This is a genomic window from Pseudomonas sp. GW822-FHT02G04 (assembly GCF_058802085.1).
Genome location: NZ_JBXANU010000015.1, coordinates 139,500 through 155,144, shown reverse-complemented (window position 1 = coordinate 155,144; position 15,645 = coordinate 139,500). Strand labels below are relative to the sequence as shown.

The 15,645-nt window shown below is 59.7% G+C and carries 16 protein-coding genes; 6 read left to right on the top strand and 10 right to left on the bottom strand.

The features are described 5' to 3' along the window. Window positions 1-228 precede the first annotated feature (228 nt). Complete coding sequence (locus tag AC1RO5_RS19410; RefSeq protein ID WP_007942196.1) at window positions 229-699, top strand: RNA methyltransferase; 471 nt, start codon at window positions 229-231, stop codon at window positions 697-699. 80 nt (window positions 700-779) lie between these two features. Then, window positions 780-1,157 carry a YgaP family membrane protein gene (locus tag AC1RO5_RS19405; RefSeq protein ID WP_493177010.1) on the top strand — a complete coding sequence of 126 codons (378 nt, stop codon included), beginning with the start codon at window positions 780-782 and terminating at the stop codon, window positions 1,155-1,157. Window positions 1,158-1,231: 74 nt separating this feature from the next. On the opposite strand, the gene AC1RO5_RS19400 is transcribed toward AC1RO5_RS19405, so the two are convergent. Together AC1RO5_RS19400 and AC1RO5_RS19395 are read right to left on the bottom strand one after the other, a co-directional pair. Continuing rightward, complete coding sequence (locus AC1RO5_RS19400) at window positions 1,232-2,461, bottom strand: hypothetical protein (protein ID WP_493177008.1); 1,230 nt, start codon at window positions 2,459-2,461, stop codon at window positions 1,232-1,234. A 159-nt stretch (window positions 2,462-2,620) separates the two neighbouring features. Then, window positions 2,621-3,070 carry a YcgN family cysteine cluster protein gene (locus AC1RO5_RS19395; RefSeq protein WP_007942199.1) on the bottom strand — a complete coding sequence of 150 codons (450 nt, stop codon included), beginning with the start codon at window positions 3,068-3,070 and terminating at the stop codon, window positions 2,621-2,623. 276 nt (window positions 3,071-3,346) lie between these two features. On the opposite strand from AC1RO5_RS19395, the gene AC1RO5_RS19390 reads away from it, so the two are divergent. Then, window positions 3,347-3,940: a nitroreductase family protein gene (locus AC1RO5_RS19390; RefSeq protein WP_007942200.1), complete on the top strand. Its 594-nt coding sequence runs from the start codon at window positions 3,347-3,349 to the stop codon at window positions 3,938-3,940. A 136-nt stretch (window positions 3,941-4,076) separates the two neighbouring features. On the opposite strand, the gene AC1RO5_RS19385 is transcribed toward AC1RO5_RS19390, so the two are convergent. The 6 genes from AC1RO5_RS19385 to AC1RO5_RS19360 all read right to left on the bottom strand — a co-directional run bounded on the left by AC1RO5_RS19385 (window position 4,077) and on the right by AC1RO5_RS19360 (window position 10,568). Further along, a complete protein-coding gene (locus AC1RO5_RS19385) occupies window positions 4,077-5,009 on the bottom strand; it encodes a D-2-hydroxyacid dehydrogenase (RefSeq protein ID WP_493177007.1) in 933 nt (310 codons plus the stop codon). A 119-nt stretch (window positions 5,010-5,128) separates the two neighbouring features. After that, window positions 5,129-5,422 (bottom strand): YcgL domain-containing protein, encoded by a 294-nt coding sequence (locus AC1RO5_RS19380; RefSeq protein WP_019580824.1) that lies wholly within the window; start codon window positions 5,420-5,422, stop codon window positions 5,129-5,131. Then, complete coding sequence (gene rnd / locus AC1RO5_RS19375; RefSeq protein ID WP_493177005.1) at window positions 5,419-6,552, bottom strand: ribonuclease D; 1,134 nt, start codon at window positions 6,550-6,552, stop codon at window positions 5,419-5,421. The genes AC1RO5_RS19380 and rnd overlap by 4 nt, the downstream gene beginning before the upstream one ends. Before the next feature lie 123 nt (window positions 6,553-6,675). Beyond that, a complete protein-coding gene (locus AC1RO5_RS19370; protein ID WP_493177003.1) occupies window positions 6,676-7,338 on the bottom strand; it encodes a class I SAM-dependent methyltransferase in 663 nt (220 codons plus the stop codon). 73 nt (window positions 7,339-7,411) lie between these two features. Beyond that, window positions 7,412-9,061 carry a phosphoethanolamine transferase gene (locus tag AC1RO5_RS19365; RefSeq protein ID WP_493177001.1) on the bottom strand — a complete coding sequence of 550 codons (1,650 nt, stop codon included), beginning with the start codon at window positions 9,059-9,061 and terminating at the stop codon, window positions 7,412-7,414. A gap of 166 nt (window positions 9,062-9,227) precedes the next feature. Next, window positions 9,228-10,568 (bottom strand): glutamine synthetase family protein, encoded by a 1,341-nt coding sequence (locus AC1RO5_RS19360; protein WP_493176999.1) that lies wholly within the window; start codon window positions 10,566-10,568, stop codon window positions 9,228-9,230. 457 nt (window positions 10,569-11,025) lie between these two features. On the opposite strand from AC1RO5_RS19360, the gene AC1RO5_RS19355 reads away from it, so the two are divergent. The 3 genes from AC1RO5_RS19355 (at window position 11,026) to AC1RO5_RS19345 (ending at window position 14,256) form a co-directional block, all read left to right on the top strand. After that, window positions 11,026-12,210 carry a cyanate transporter gene (locus AC1RO5_RS19355; RefSeq protein ID WP_493176997.1) on the top strand — a complete coding sequence of 395 codons (1,185 nt, stop codon included), beginning with the start codon at window positions 11,026-11,028 and terminating at the stop codon, window positions 12,208-12,210. 15 nt (window positions 12,211-12,225) lie between these two features. Next, window positions 12,226-13,173, top strand: a complete 948-nt coding sequence (locus AC1RO5_RS19350; protein ID WP_493176995.1) for a DMT family transporter — start codon at window positions 12,226-12,228, stop codon at window positions 13,171-13,173. 147 nt (window positions 13,174-13,320) lie between these two features. After that, a complete protein-coding gene (locus AC1RO5_RS19345) occupies window positions 13,321-14,256 on the top strand; it encodes a LysR family transcriptional regulator (RefSeq protein WP_086944837.1) in 936 nt (311 codons plus the stop codon). A 3-nt stretch (window positions 14,257-14,259) separates the two neighbouring features. Here the strand turns inward: AC1RO5_RS19345 and AC1RO5_RS19340 are convergent, their stop codons facing one another. Both AC1RO5_RS19340 and AC1RO5_RS19335 read right to left on the bottom strand, forming a co-directional pair. Then, the gene (locus AC1RO5_RS19340) at window positions 14,260-14,622 is read right to left on the bottom strand and encodes a 5-carboxymethyl-2-hydroxymuconate Delta-isomerase (RefSeq protein WP_007941460.1); all 363 of its coding nucleotides are present in this window, start codon (window positions 14,620-14,622) and stop codon (window positions 14,260-14,262) included. A 53-nt stretch (window positions 14,623-14,675) separates the two neighbouring features. Further along, window positions 14,676-15,605: a LysR substrate-binding domain-containing protein gene (locus AC1RO5_RS19335; RefSeq protein WP_493176993.1), complete on the bottom strand. Its 930-nt coding sequence runs from the start codon at window positions 15,603-15,605 to the stop codon at window positions 14,676-14,678. Window positions 15,606-15,645: the final 40 nt, after the last annotated feature.

Genomic DNA, 15,645 nt, shown 5'->3' with positions numbered 1-15,645 from the left:
GAAGCAGGCACAGCAAGGGGGAGCAAGCTCCCCCTTTAGTTTTTACCGGACACTAGTGACGCTCTGCGTGGGAATGCAGCCCGGGACGCTCCGCGTCCCTCCCAAAGCCGAACGCGGAGCGTCCGTTGAGGCATTCCCACGCAGAGCGTGGGTACGATCATCTCCAAACTGAACACCCCTCCCCCAATCCCCGTATAATCGCGCTTTTTTCCCGAAGGCACCCCGCTCGTGGCAGACAAACGGTACAGCTGCATTGGTTTGTATAACCCCAAATCACCGGAGAACGTCGGTTCGGTGATGCGCGCCGCCGGTTGCTATGGCGTGGCGTCGGTGTTTTACACCGGCAAGCGCTATGAACGCGCCGCTGATTTCGTCACCGACACCAAGAAAGTCCACTACGACATTCCGCTGATCGGCATTGATGACCTGAAGAAAATCCTGCCGCTGGGTTGTGTACCGGTTGCCGTGGAACTGGTCGACGGAGCCCGTTCGCTGCCGGAATACACGCACCCGGATCGCGCCCTCTACATCTTCGGCCCCGAAGACGGCTCGCTGGATAAAGAGATCCGCGACTGGTGCGAAGACGTGGTCTACATCCCGACCACCGGCTGCATGAACCTGGCGGCCACGGTCAACGTGGTGCTGTACGACCGCATGGCCAAGGGCAACAACACCCGCTCTGGCCCGAAATTCCGCTGAATCACTGCATATCCGATGGAACGAGCCGACCGCCTCGACAGTCAGCTTAATTATCCATTCTTGAAGCCTGGAGACAGATCATGAGCGACCTCAAACGCGTAGAGCGCATCGAATCCACCCCGTTCCAGACTCAGCCCGCGCAGAACGTCCAGGGTTGGGAGCGTATCGGTTCCCTGGCCGGCGGCGTGGTGATGGTCGGCAAGGGCCTGCGGCGCGGTGGCGTGTTCGGGTTGATTCAAGTGGCGATTGGCGGCGTGGCGCTGGCGCGGGGTATTACCGGGCACAGTTCGGCGAAAAGCTTTCTGGAAAAAAGCCGTCAGGACATGAATAACGTTCGGGCAAAGATTGAGCGTGCCGGGGAAGAGTTGAGTCGGTTGAAGGCGAATGCCGAGGCGGCGACCAAAACTGCGACCGTGACGGGCAATGATTCTTTGAAGTCGCCGAAAGCCGGGGTTTAAGATCAAAAGATCGCAACCTTCGGCAGCTCCTACGCGCCTGTGGGCGCTGCCGAAGGCTGCGATCTTTTGATTTTCTATTGCAACAACCCGGTATCAAGCACCTTGGAAGACTCGCCAATAACGCTCTCACTGAGCTGAACGAATTCCTTGGTATCGACACTCTCCAAACGCATCGCCCCACGCAGCACATCATCCAGCGAACGCTTGTTGCGGGTCTTCAGGCGAATCTCGCGATCCAGTTCCTGCAGCAACACCACCGCTTTGGCCACCTGCGCCGGGTTGATCTGCTCTCCGCGCAAGGTGGTGACCTTCTGGCTGTCCTTGGCCAATTTGCTCTGCAGGCTCTCATACCGCTCATCACTCATGCCGCCCGCGCGGCGCACCAGTTCGATGGCGTAATACTCGGCAAACCCTTCACGGATCCAGTCGCTGCGCTGGCTGTCGTTGATCCGCCCGAACAGCTGAGCCACTTCACGCATCAAGGCACTGGTGCCGCTTTCGCTGACCAGCGGCAGGCGGCTATTGAGATAGATCGATTCCCGCGCGGCCAGGCTGCCACGCCACATCGGGTCATTGGCGCCGACGATCAGCAGTTTGCTGGGGTGACGCGGAAAAACTTCCTGCACTTGCGGCCAGACGAACGTCAGCAGCGTCAGCACATCCATGCGGCGCATCCCCTGGCCTTGGGGCGAGGCCACGGTGACTTCGGTTTCCCCCAGTCGCGTGCGACGGCTACCGAGGTTACCGGCGAGCATCCAACCGGTAGGACGGTCGAACAGGCGCGAGACGTTATCGATGCGGAACTTGTTTTTGCCGATCCGCGGCCAGGCGGTTTCGACGCTTTTCCAACCGGTGGGCAATTCGAATTCCAGGCGTGACACCAGCTCGATACCGTCCTGCTGATCGAGTTTGGCCGCGGGCACCAGGTCATCACCACGCATCAGCGCCCACGCTGGCGTCATGCGCGTGTCGAAGCTGCCGCTTTTGCGCCCATGGCTGATGCGCACGCGGTAGGTCAGGCTGGCCTTGTCGGCGGCCGGGCGCCAGACACCACGGGCCTGCGTGCCCGGTGTGAGCTGCCATTGGCCGTCGGCCTTGAAATCGCTGTAGTGACTGCCATCGCCCAAATCGAAATCCAGACTGCGCACCGCCGAGCCTTGGGCCAGGGTCAGCCGCACTTCGGCCTGATCGCTTTGCGGCAACAGGCGTACGTGATAATCCAGATCGACTTTCTTCGCCGCCCATACGGGCGAACTCAGGGCCAGCAGCCCGACAGCCAACGCCCGCAGCACTCCCACCGCCATACACACTCCTATTGTGGCGAGCGCGCTTGCTCGCGCTGGGCTGCGTAGCGGCCCAAAATTCTTGTGATCACCGCCGATTTTGTGAGTGCTACGCACTGGAGCGCCAGCCCGGTCAAGCGGGAGCAAGCTCCCTCGCCACAGACTAAATGGCATCGGGAATTAACCCGCGCGAAAAATCAGATGATCTTCCCAATCGTCTTCGGCCACGCTGCCTTCGGCGAGCATGCGCCCGGACTGGGAGATACGTTCGTGATGCACCGCATCACGATCACCGCACACCAGGTGATGCCAGAGCGGCAGGTCCTTGCCTTCGCTGACCAGTCGATAACCGCAGGTCGGTGGCAACCATTTGAACTCATCGGCCTTGCCCGGTGTGAGCTGGATGCAATCGGGGACAAAGTCGCGACGGTTGGGGTAATCGGTGCACTGACAGGTTTTGAGGTCCAGCAGTTTGCAGGCGATGCGCGTGTAGTAGACGGCGTTGTCGTCTTCGTCCTCGAGCTTTTGCAGGCAGCACAGGCCACAGCCGTCGCACAGCGATTCCCATTCCTCTTGATCGAGTTGATCGAGGGTTTTGCGTATCCAGAACGGTTCGACTTTGGCGGCCATGGCTCAAGCATCAACATCAGGTGGTGAAAAGGCCGCCAGTCTAGTGCCAAGGCACCGGCGGGCCAAGCATTGGCGACTACCGGTACAACGGCACTTGTCAGTTCTTGCGCCACCCAGTAGCTTTGCCAGTCGCAAGGAGCCCTACCCAAGTGCCATTAACGCTCAACCGCGTTGCATTCAGGTGAACTGCCGGCTCAAAAAAAACCTGGCGCTCAGCTCAACTGCAGCCACCGGTTTTTCGACGACCCTCATTTTAAAACGTAAAGGAATCTCTTGATGAGTGCTAATCCACGCGTTGCCGACTATGCCATTCACCCTCAGTTCACCGATCGCTGGTCGCCCCGCGCCTTCACCGGCGAAACCATCCCCGAAGAGACCCTGCTGAGCTTCTTCGAAGCCGCCCGCTGGGCGCCATCGGCGTACAACTCGCAGCCTTGGCGGTTTCTCTATGCGCGTCGCGACACGCCGAACTGGGAACGTTACCTGGGCCTGCTGAACGAGTTCAACCGCAGCTGGGCGCAGCACGCCTCGGCGCTGGTGATCGTGATCTCGAAAACCACCTTCGTGGCACCTGGCGCCAGCGAAGAAACCCCGGCGCTGTGGCACACCTTCGACACCGGTTCCGCCTGGGGCCACCTGGCGCTGCAAGCGAGCATCAGCGGCTGGCACACCCACGGCATGGCCGGTTTCGATCAGGAGCTGACCCGCAAGGAGCTGAACATTCCTGAAGGCTATGCGCTGCACGCCGCCGTGGCGATCGGCAAGCTGGGCGACAAGGCAACGCTGGCCGAGTACCTGCAAGCGCGTGAAGAGCCAAGCCCGCGTCGTCCGCTGAGCGAGTTGGCGGCTGAAGGTAATTTCACCCTCTAAGCGCGCCGGACCTGATCATTCCCACGCTCCGCGTGGGAATGCCGCCAGGGACGCTCCGCGTTCCGCTTCGGATGTGACGCAGAGCGTCACGGGATGCATTCCCACGCAGAGCGTGGGAACGATCAGCTGGGTAAATTTAATACCCGCGCGCGAAATCCACTTCCCCACGCAATGCTTCACCTGCCTGATACGCCCGAAGGTTCTCGACAAACAGCTTCACCATCGCCGGAGGCGAAGTCGGTGCCGAGCTATGGCCGGTCAGCAGCAGGCCCCACGCGGTCCAGAACGGATGACGTTGCGGCAGCGGCTCCTGACGGCAGACGTCGATCACGGCCCCCGCCAGATGCCCTTCCTTCAAGGCTTCCACCAGGTCCGCATCGACCACCGCAACACCGCGCCCGACGTTGATGAACAACCCGGTCGCCTTGAACTGCTTGAACAGGGCAGCGTCATACAGGTCGTGCGTATTGGGGGTATTCGGCAGCAGATTGATCACGTAATCCGCCTCACCGACCAGACGCGGCAAATCGTTCAGCGCGCCGACTTCGACAAAGGGCGCCTGCTCCCGGGCAGTGCTGGCGATGCCGTATAACTCAACGCCAAACGGCAGCAGAAACTGCGCCACTGTCTGACCGATGTCACCGGTGCCGACGATCAGCACCTTGCGTCCTGCCAGGCTTTGACCCTGGCGATTGTCCCATTTGCGCTCGACCTGGCTGACCAGCCGCGGTAGTACTTCGCGTTCGTGGCCGAGCATGTAAGTCAGCACGTATTCAGCCATGACCTGACCGAAAATCCCTACTGCGCGAGTCAGCCGATAATGCCGTGGCAAGCCATCGGCCAGCAGCGGCGTGATACCGGCCCAGGTCGACTGCAGCCATCCAGGCGTGTGGCCCTGACGCAACAGCGTTGCCAGCAGGTCCGGCTGACCGAGCCAGACCTGGCAGTCGGCGGCCTGACGGGCCAGTTCGGCGGAGTCGCCGCTGGTCAATACTTCCAGATCAGGCGCTGCCTGACGCAACAGTTGGGCATACACAGGGTGGTCGTGTTCAGCAATCAGAACGCGCATGTTTCAAACCTTTCAAAAACAGTGCAGACGACCGCCGACGGAGGATCACTCCATCGTCACGGCCATCGCCAAAATCATTCCAGTGTTTCATAAGGCTCTGAACAGAGCCTGTCTGCCGATTACATCGGGTCGTTGCGGCGCAGCAATTCTTCCGGCAAGTGTTCGATGTATTCATCCTCGGCCGGCGGCATTTGCAGGTGGTAGCCCTGCTTGTCGAGGTTCTCCAGTACTACAGCAATATCTTCGCGCGACAGCTTGCGCTCGGGGGTCAACACCAGGTCGAAAGCGTGGATGGCTTTGCCGAAAGCCGCCATCAGGGGTTCAGGCACACGCTCCAGTGCATCGCTTTTGAGCACATAGAGGTACATCCCGCTTTTCTTCGAGCTTCGATAAATGGAACAAATACGTTTCAAGGCTGTTCTCCGGCGGTGGCCAGGCTGTCGAGCAGCACCTGGCCCATCAATTCGCGGCGCCAGCCACGCAGCGAATCAGGCAATTGGTAAGGACCATTGGGGAAGCCGCTCTTGAGCAGCGCTTCCAGGGTTTTCTTGCGCAGCATCAGTTCCGGCGCGATGTTCAGGCGCTCGGCTTCGGCCTGGCCAATGGCGCGCAGCTGTTTGACCAGCGCGGCGGCTTCCACCGGCAATGGCTCCGGCACCGCTGGCGGCCACTGATCAGGCGACACACTGCCAGAGCGCTTGATCAGATCAAGCAGAAATTCGCCGTCCTGACGCACGGTGCGCGGGTGCATGTCTTCGATTTTCGCCAGAGCGCCGAGGTTGTCCGGTTGGGTGCGCGCCAGCGGCCAAAGGGAATGCTCACGGACGATGCGGTTGCGCGGCAGATCACGGGCGCGGGCTTCACGCTCGCGCCAGGCGCAGAGCTCACGCAACACGGCGAGTTGGGCTCGGGACAGTTTCCAGGCCAGTTTGGCGTCGCGATAGACCTCGTACGGGTCGACCTCACGCCGCAGATTGGCGACCAGCTCTGCGCCGTCTTCCAGGACCCAGGCGTATTTTTCATCAGAAAGCTTCGGACGCAGCTGTACGAAAACCTCCGCCAGATGCACGGCATCTTCGGCGGCGTAGCTGATCTGGGTGTCGGACAGTGGACGTTGCAGCCAGTCGGAACGGGTCTCGCCCTTGGGCAGGTCGATGCCGAGCACGTCCTGCACCAGCCGCGAATAGCCCATGGAGAAACCCAGGTTCAGATAAGCGGCGGCCAGTTGGGTGTCGAACAGCGGCGCCGGCAGGCTGCCGGTCAGGCGCAGCAGGACTTCGAGGTCTTCGCTGCACGCATGCACGACCTTGACCACGGCCGGGTTTTCCAGCAACGCGGCCAGAGGCTGCCAGTTGTCGATGGTCAGTGGGTCAATCAGGTAAGCGCGTACGCCATCGCCGATCTGCAGCAGGCCTGCGATCGGGTAAAAGGTGTCGACCCGCATGAATTCGGTGTCGAGGGCAACGAATGGCAGCTGCTGCCACTCGGTGCAAAACTGACCGAGGCTATCGTTGTCGCGAATCCAGTGAATATCGATGGCCACACGGCTCTCCCTTGAAGAATGGCGCGCAGTATATATCGCCCCCGGCGATTTCCGCGCATCCACTGAACAAGAGCTTTAGCGAAAATACCTGCCGGACAGCAAGAATTGTCTGACAGTTGGAGACTAGCTGTCCTTACGCAACACGTAGACACGCATCCGCGTGCAACCCGGCACCAAGTCCTGATGACTGAGCAAGCAGAAACCCGCTTGCCTGAACTCGGCCTCAAGCTCGGCCTTGCTGGCCTGTGGCTGGGCCTGTGCGTCCTCCACGTCCGAACGCTCGAGCTTGAAACGCCCATCAACCCGCACCGCCACAATCACCGTATCGCGACTGACCCGGTGGAACTCGCGCAACATGGCCAATCGATGCTCGGGACAGGCGATGCGTTGAAACAGTTGCAGGCAAAAAATGCAGTCAACCGCATTCGCCGACAAGCCGATGGTGAAGGCTGAACTCTGAAAGGTCTTGATCCGTTTCAGCAGGTTCTGCGGATGGTGGGTGCTAGCGTGATCGAGCATGTCCTGAGATGGATCGGTCGCGAGAATCACCCGGTTCGCATGCTCGGCCAGCACCGGCCAGAAACGCCCGACCCCGCAGGCCACATCAAGAATCAATCCCGGCTCGCCAGCGACCTGAAGCGCATTACGCACCAATTGCTCTTCGCGCCAGAACGTCAAACGCCCCACCAGGCCACGCGGTCGCGGCTGATGGCAGACGCGGGCGTGTTCCTGATCGTAGCGCCGGGCGAACTCAAGCTCGAAGGCGGATGGGGGCTGCGCGGACATGTGTAATGGCTCTTGTTGGATGTTCCAGGCGCCGCAGATTAGCGGTCGTTACGTGAAAAAAAGGTCGAGTCGCTCATTTTTTGGCCAGCACACCGTCGACCATTGCGCCGCGGCATCCGGCGAACATATCCAGCCCCGGGTTGTAGACCGTGCTGTTGACCTCCAGCAAACCGAGCATCGAATGGAACAGGTTGTCCTGGCTCAAGGGCTTTTCACGATTCTGTTGCAGGCAATCGGTGTCCACCGAGAACGACTTTTGATAGCTGTCGGAGAACCACGCCAGCATCGCTACATGTTTCTGTTGTTCCGGTGCGAGCATGTAAGGCGTGCCATGCAAGAACAGGTTGTATTCGCCCAGCGACTCGCCGTGATCCGACAGATACAGCATCGCGGTATCGACTTTGCCCTGGTTGCTGCGCAACAGATCAATCAGGGTCGACAGCACGTGATCGGTATATACCAGCGTATTGTCGTAGCCATTGACGATGCTTTCGCGGCTGCAATTGTTCAGCGCATTGCTTTCACACACAGGTGTGAAGTGTTCGTATTCTTTCGGGTAGCGCTTGAAGTATTCCGGACCGTGACTGCCCATTTGGTGCAGCACCAGCACCGTGTCTTTATCCAGCGTGTCGATGAAGTGCTGCAGACCTTGCAGGAGAATTTCATCGCGGCACTCACTGTTGGCGCACAGCACCGGGTCTTTCAGGTCACTCACGTCATCGACAGTGACCCGATCGCAGGTGCCTTTGCAGCCCGACTGGTTATCGCGCCAGATCACCTGGAGACCGGCATGCTTGAGCACGTCCAGCAGGCCTTCCTGGTTCTTCGCCTTGCTGGCGTCGTAATCCTTGCGGCCCATGTTGGAGAACATGCAGGGCACCGACACAGCCGTTTCCGTGCCGCACGAATGCACATCGGTGAAGGCAATCAGGCCGGATTCCTTATTCAGTTTCGGCGTGGTGTCGCGGTCATAACCCAGGATACCGAAGTTCTCGGCCCGGGCACTTTCGCCCACCACCAGTACCGTCAGGGATTTACGGTCGTGGGCCTGCCAGGCCGGGTTTTTCTGGGCATCTTCACCCAGTTTGGCGAAAGGTTGCCGTGCAGACACCACTTGCTCACGCAGATAACCGAACGAGGCACCGATGTAGTTGCTCGGCACCACCATCAGGCGCAATTCATGGTGATTGCGAAACAACGACGACAGGCCTTGATAGTTGACCAATGCGACACCGCCGATCACCGCAACCGACGCGACACTCACCAGCACTTTACTTAATAACTCACGGTGCCAGCGACGGTAATTAACCGGGATTTTCCACAACAACCACGACGGCAAGACGCCGAGCAGTACGATATAAACAAACAGTTTTAGCGAGAGTAAGTCGCGTACTTCCGTGGCATTGGTTTCGGCGAAGTTACGCAACATACCGGCGTCGATCAGCACGCCATATTGGCTCATGAAGTAGGCCACACCGGCACTGATCAGAAAGATCAGCGTCAACACGGGTTTCATCACGGGCCGGAATGCCAGCAAGGTCAGCACAATGTTGAAGGCCGCCAGGATCATCAGCCCGAACGCGACACGCATGACGATGCCTTGACCGTCTGCTGCGGTGATATCGAAGAGGTGTTGCCAGAGAACTAAATTGAACCCTGCCAATAGAAAAGCACTGGAAACCAACGTCACCCACTCGGGGCGCACGGCTTTGAACTTCAACATGTGATCGGTTGTTCCTGAAAAGAAGTGCCCGCGGCAAATGTGAAAATTTCATTGACCGAGACGCCACAAATCTTAAGCAGTCAACCATCAATATTTCGTGAAAAAGAAGCCAACGAATAGTTGGCTTTTGGCATTTGGCCAAAACTTTCAACACTGGCGACCCGTTTCAGGCCTGATGCAGATACCAGCGCCAGTCCTGCTCACCGACTTCGCCCATGAATTGCCGGTATTCGGCTCTTTTCACTGCCAGATAGACGCCAAGAAACTCACTGCCGAATGCTTCCCGGGCCCAATTCGAACCTTCCAGCGCGCGCAACGTGGTCAACCAGTCGGTCGGCAACAATTGCGCGGCCTGGGCGTAACCGTTGCCCTCCACCGGAGCTCCGGGGTCAAGTTGCTCGCGGATGCCGCGATGAATACCGGCCAGGATCGCCGCCGCTGCCAGATACGGGTTAGCGTCGGCACCACAGATGCGATGCTCAATATGCCTGGAGAATGCCGGCCCGCCCGGCACTCGCAAACTCACGGTGCGGTTGTCCACGCCCCAAGTGGCCGCCAGGGGTGCGTAGCTGTTGGTCTGGAAACGACGGTACGAGTTGGCGTTCGGACAGAACAACAGCAACGCATCGAGCAATGTGGCGAGCATCCCGCCGACCGCGTGCTTGAGCAGCGGCGTGCCGGCCGGGGCGTCACTGGCGAACAGGTTATTGCCCTCCTTATCCGCCAGGCTGACGTGCATGTGCATGCCAGTGCCGGCCAGGTCATCGAACGGCTTGGCCATGAAACAAGCCGTCATCCCGTGCTTGTGCGCCACGCCCTTGACCAGCCGCTTGTAGCGCACGGCTTCGTCCATCGCCTGCAAAGCGTCGATGCGGTGTTCGAGGGTGATTTCCACCTGCCCCGGCGCGTATTCGGAAATCGCCGTGCGCGCCGGGATGCCCTGGAGTTTGCAGGCGCTGTAGAGGTCGGCTAGAAACGGCTCGATCTGTTCCAGTTCACGCAAGCCGTAGACTTGAGTCCCGCGTGGCCGCCCGCCATCGACATCCCGTGCCGGCTGCGGCCGACCGTTGCTGTCGCGCTGCTGATCCAGCAGATAAAACTCCAGCTCCGCTGCCATCACCGGATAATAACCGTCGGCCTGCAAGCCTTCGATGACCTTGGCCAGCAGGTGCCGTGGGTCGGCGATGGTCGCGGGCATGCCCTCTTGCGGATGCATGCTGACCTGCACCGCCGCCGTGGGAATCAATCGCCACGGCATGCGCTGCAAACTGCCGCTGACGGGATAAGCGCGACAATCGATATCACCGACGTCCCAGACCAGCCCGGAGTTTTCCACGTCATCGCCATTGATGGTCAGGCCGAGGATGGTACTCGGCAGCGGCCGACCGCTTTCGTACACTGCCAGCAGCTCATCGCGATGCAGCAATTTGCCTCGTGGCACACCGTTGTTGTCGAGGATGAACAGCTCGAACATCTCGATATCCGGGTTCTGTTCAAGAAACGTCATGGCTTGTTCTTTCGTAGCAAAGGATGTCGTGGCACAGCTCATGGGAATTCTCGTCTATCCGCGTCAGGCAAACGCACAGGCGCCGCCGGTTTGATCCCGGCGCACAGCGCGGGACCTGTCAGAACAATCAGCGGGAGATGCAGGAATCCGGCGGGCGCGCGTGACGGCAGTGCCACAGGGCCCAGAAGGCGAGTTCGGAAGGGAGTGCGACTGGACAACTGTCCATAGAGAAGACCGCAGCAAACAGATGAACAGCAGCGTCACACGGGCGGTTAAGCCGTTAAATCGGGATTTGAAGAACCTTGGGTGTGGATTGGCTAAACAATTGACTATTCGCGACCGGGGGATTAGGCGGGCGGTACAGTTATTTAATTTCTAAATACTGTTCCGGACTTTCTGATTTGCCGCCTCCAGGGCTCGCGCGCCTAATCGGCTCCTTGTTCCTGAAGGTCCGATTATGGAAAACGTTCGCGCAACCTCCCGCCCTGCCCTCTGGCTGATGTTCAGCATCATTCTTGTCGCCCTGAATCTGCGTCCGTCCATGGCCGCTGTCGGCCCTTTGCTGTCAGCCATTCGCGGTGACATCCCGCTGAATTTCAGCCTGGCCTCGCTGTTGACCATGCTGCCAGTCATGGCCATGGGACTGGCGATGTTCTTTGGTATCGGCATCAGTCAGCGCCTGGGCGAGCAGCGCACCGTGGTGCTGTCGCTGCTGATCATCGGCCTGGCCACGGTGTCGCGGCTGCTCCTCGATTCAGCGGCGGAGCTGATCCTGAGCGCCGTGTTGGCCGGCGTCGGCATTGCGCTGATTCAGGCGTTGATGCCAGCCCTGATCAAGTCCCGTTTCAGCGACAACGTTTCCGTGTGCATGGGTCTCTATGTGACGTCGATCATGGCTGGCGCGGCAATCGCGGCGTCATTCGCGCCGTTGGTGATGACCCGCACCAGCAGTTGGCGAGTGGGGTTGGCGATCTGGGCTGCACTGGCGCTGGCGGCATTGCTGTTCTGGTGCGCTCAACGCTCGGGAATGCCGACAATGGGGGAAAAGTCGTCCCGCAAAGAATCCTTTTCCGGCAATTCCCGCGCCTGGTTACTCGCAATCTTCTTCGGCCTGGGCACGGCGTCCTACACCTGTGTCCTGGCCTGGCTGGCACCGTACTACGTGGAAAAAGGCTGGAGCGAACAACAGGCCGGCTTGTTACTGGGCTTTTTGACGGCCATGGAAGTGTTGTCGGGGTTGCTGACACCCGCCATCGCCAACCGCAGCCGTGACCGGCGCTTGGTGCTGGTGGTGTTACTGGCACTGATCATGGCCGGTTTCTGCGGGCTGATTCTGAGCCCGCAACACCTGAGCCTGCTGTGGCCGTGCCTGCTGGGACTGGGCATCGGCGGGCTGTTCCCGATGAGCCTGATCGTGTCGCTGGATCATCTGGACAATCCCCAACGCGCGGGCGGGTTGACCGCCTTCGTGCAAGGCATCGGTTACCTGATCGCCGGCCTCTCACCACTGATCGCCGGGATGATTCGCGATCAACTGGGCAGTTTCGAATGGGCCTGGTGGTCACTGATGGGCGTCATGGCGTTGATGATCCTGATGGTCCTGCGCTTCGATCCGCGGCATTACGCCAAACACATTCATTAACCCGGAACCCTCATCATGAAACGCACAGGTTTTGCTGCCGCTCACGTCGGCATGTTGCTCTGGGCGCTGTTGATTGCCGTCTCGTTTTCCGCGGCAGCCCAGGTCAGCCAGGCCATCGACCCGATTCTGCTGACCGGGCTGCGCCTGTTGTGTTGCGCCCTGGTGTTTTTGCCCCTGCTGCTGTTCAAGGGCGATACCGCCATGACCGCCCGCGGCCTCCTCGGTCATGCCGTGCTTGGCATGCTGCTGGCGCTGTACTTCGGCTCGCTGTTCGAAGCACTGCGTTACACCTCGGCGGTGAACACTGGGACGATGTTCACTCTGGTGCCGTTGCTGACGCTGCTGTTCGAAGCCATCCTGACACCCGACAGCCGCCTGAAACAACGCGTGTTGCCCATGCTGGTTGCCGCGGCCGGCGCCGTGTTGCTGGTATTGAAAGGCGCAGGCCCCGGCGAACTGCCGTCGTTGTATGCGGTATCGGTGTATGGGGTCGGTTGCCTGGCAATGGCGCTCTACTCGCCCCTGAGTCAACGGTTCAAGGCCAACAGCCTCAAGGGGCGCGGCCCGGTGGGCATGACCTTCTGGAACATGCTGTTCGGCGCGCTGTTTCTATTGGCGTTCTGTGGGTTCAGCGGCGGCTGGCGTTCGGCATTGTTGCTGAGCGCAAGCGATCTCTGGTGGTTGATCTACCTGGCACTGTTCGCCACCCTGGCGACTTTCTGGCTACTGCATCGAGCCATTAGCGTGATCGCCCCTTCCTCAGTCATTTCCTACATCTACCTGAGCACCCTGTTCATCACACTGTTCCACTGGCTGTGGCTACGCCAGTCGCCACGCGCCCTGGAAATCATCGGCGCGTTGCTGGTGGGCGTCGGCATGTTGGCGCTGTTAATATCCAGCCGCGATGCGATGCCTGCACAGCAATCAGCGCTGAAGGCCTCTGGCCATGTTTCGGGGGATTGAATTCACAGGTCGTGTTCATAACACTATCTGTCCCACAACTGACCATGAAACATCCTACAAGGCATTCTCTTGGTACTATCGTTCCGCTAAGATCATTCGCACACGTTTGCGCACGGTCAGCGCAAGGAGCACAGCGAGACAGAACGGATGCTGAACAGTAACTTGCTTAGAAAGCTCGATATGCAGGACCTCATGGTGTTTGTTGCCGTGTATGAGCAAAGCAGCGTCACCGGTGTGTCGGAGGCACTTTGCGTCAGCCAGTCCACCGTGAGTTACTGCCTGAAGAAACTGCGCACCAGTTTCGAAGACGAGTTATTCATCAATACCCGCACGGGTATGCGCCCCACCTACAAAGCCAGCACCATGTATGCCCATGTGCTGAAGATTCTCGAAAGCATCAACCTGTGTCACGCCGGAACACCGACGTTCGATCCGACCTTGCAACCGGTCACCTTCAATATCTGCGCGCCGGAATACTTCGAGCAGCTGATCTTGCCGCGCCTGTTGAAGAGCTTCGATTTCGCCGACCTGCCGGTGATGGTCAACATGCACAAGTTCGAAACCGACATCCCGGCCGAAGAGCTGCGCGACGGCAGCCTCGACCTGGTGATCTGTTTCGGCCCAAACTTTCATCGAAGCCACACCGACTTCAACTCCAGGCGGCTACTGGAAGACGATCTGGTCTGCGTCTTCGACAAACGCGCCACGCCGCTGGAACCGCGCTTGAGCCTGCAAGCGTTCACTGAACGTCGGCATGTGTTCCCGACGCCCTGGACGTCCACCACCAACATGGTTGACGGCTGGCTGGCTCAACAGGCCCACAAACGCCAGATTGTTGCGCGCTCCAACAGCTACAGCGCGGCGCTGAAGATGATCACCGGCACCGACTTCATCCTGACCTTGCCCCGGCGCATCCAGCAATTGCTGGCCAACGAGGCGATCTTCAATCACTGCGAAGCGCCCAATGGTTTGCCGGGCTTCACCCTGGACATGCAATGGAGTCAAAGTGTCGACCAGGACAGCGCCAACACCTGGCTGCGCGAGCAAGTGATCAAGGCCTGCGCCGAGCAGGAAATGGCCTGAAACTCAGTGGCCGATGGCAGTCTTGGTGTAGGACTCTCGATCGATGTCGATGATTTCCACACACAGCTGGGCCTCAACGCCGACCGGCCATTCACACACATCCTGCACCACCGCCAGCAGGCTTTCTGATAACTGCTTCTTGATCTGCGGCGAGCGACCGCTCAACAGCGCCAGTTTTACATGCACGAACGCCCGCTCGCCCGGTGCAGTACCCACCCTGAAAGTCTCGACCTTCACCGCACGGGCCTTGATGTCGAACTCTTCAAACTGCCCCGAAGCGACCAGCGCGTTGTTGAGTCGCAGCAACGCCACATCGGCATTCAGTTCGGACAGGTTGGCGGTGTATTCCATGTGCAGGTGGGGCATGACGGGGTTCCTGAGGATTGGCAGAAAGGTCGTAGATATAACACAGAGCCGCCCTACTCACTGGACAGCGGAAGGATAGGACGCTCACTCATGAACGCCTCCAGACGCGAGCGCAGCCAGCGTTCAGCCGGATCGCTGTCGACATGGCTGAGCCAGACCATGGACAGGTCCAGGGTCGGCGTCTTGAACGGAAACGGCTCCTTGAACAGTTGGCCTGACGCGGCCATCGCCTCCGCCGTGTAATCCGGCAGGCTGGCGATCAGATCAGTGCCGGCGAGCAAGGCCGGCAATGAGCTGTATTGCGGAACGGACAGCACGACGTGGCGCGTACGGCCGATCTCTGCCAGCCATTCATCGGCGTAGCCACTGACGTTAGCGGTGTGGGACACCAGCACGTGCGGCCGCGCGCAATATTCATCGAGGGTCAACGGCGTGTCCGACGCATCTGCACGCAAAATACTGGGCTGGATATGTCGCAACAATTTGCGCTTGGCGTTGGCCGGCAGGCCGCGGGTCTGGCTGATACCAACGGTGATATCGCCAGACGCCAGCAAGTCGGGAATGCGCCAGTAGTCGACATGCTGGACCACGAACACCACCTTCGGCGCCTCCTGGCGCAAGGTGCGCAACAACGGTGGCAACAGGCCGAATTCGACATCGTCCGACAGCCCGATGCGAAACGTCATGGTGCTGGTGAGCGGATCGAAATCGTGGGTCAGGCTCAAGGCCACCGACAGCGAATCCAGTGCCGGCGACAGGTGCTGAATGATCTCCTCGGCCCGCGCTGTCGGCTCCATGCGATGGCCGACCCTAATGAACAGCGGATCGTTGAACATCGTCCGCAAGCGGTTCAGCGCCGCACTGATGGTCGGCTGACCGAGGAACAGCTTCTCCGCCACCCGCGTGACGTTGCGTTCGAGCATCAATGTCTCAAACACCACCATCAGGTTGATGTCGGCCTTGCGTAGTTCGTTGCGATTCATCCGTTGCACCCCGGCCCCCAAGACTGGGTGACAGTTTAGG

Bases quoted from the DNA above. Each gene is read 5' to 3' on its own strand.
- AC1RO5_RS19365 (WP_493177001.1), bottom strand. From the start codon at position 9,061: ATGTTGAAGTTCAAAGCCGTGCGCCCCGAGTGGGTGACGTTGGTTTCC.
- AC1RO5_RS19405 (WP_493177010.1), top strand. From the start codon at position 780: ATGAGCGACCTCAAACGCGTAGAGCGCATCGAATCCACCCCGTTCCAG.
- AC1RO5_RS19360 (WP_493176999.1), bottom strand. From the start codon at position 10,568: ATGACGTTTCTTGAACAGAACCCGGATATCGAGATGTTCGAGCTGTTC.
- AC1RO5_RS19340 (WP_007941460.1), bottom strand. From the start codon at position 14,622: ATGCCCCACCTGCACATGGAATACACCGCCAACCTGTCCGAACTGAAT.
- AC1RO5_RS19400 (WP_493177008.1), bottom strand. From the start codon at position 2,461: ATGGCGGTGGGAGTGCTGCGGGCGTTGGCTGTCGGGCTGCTGGCCCTG.
- AC1RO5_RS19350 (WP_493176995.1), top strand. From the start codon at position 12,226: ATGAAACGCACAGGTTTTGCTGCCGCTCACGTCGGCATGTTGCTCTGG.
- AC1RO5_RS19395 (WP_007942199.1), bottom strand. From the start codon at position 3,070: ATGGCCGCCAAAGTCGAACCGTTCTGGATACGCAAAACCCTCGATCAA.
- AC1RO5_RS19355 (WP_493176997.1), top strand. From the start codon at position 11,026: ATGGAAAACGTTCGCGCAACCTCCCGCCCTGCCCTCTGGCTGATGTTC.
- AC1RO5_RS19385 (WP_493177007.1), bottom strand. From the start codon at position 5,009: ATGCGCGTTCTGATTGCTGAACACGACCACCCTGTGTATGCCCAACTG.
- AC1RO5_RS19370 (WP_493177003.1), bottom strand. From the start codon at position 7,338: ATGTCCGCGCAGCCCCCATCCGCCTTCGAGCTTGAGTTCGCCCGGCGC.
- AC1RO5_RS19345 (WP_086944837.1), top strand. From the start codon at position 13,321: ATGCTGAACAGTAACTTGCTTAGAAAGCTCGATATGCAGGACCTCATG.
- AC1RO5_RS19390 (WP_007942200.1), top strand. From the start codon at position 3,347: ATGAGTGCTAATCCACGCGTTGCCGACTATGCCATTCACCCTCAGTTC.
- AC1RO5_RS19335 (WP_493176993.1), bottom strand. From the start codon at position 15,605: ATGAATCGCAACGAACTACGCAAGGCCGACATCAACCTGATGGTGGTG.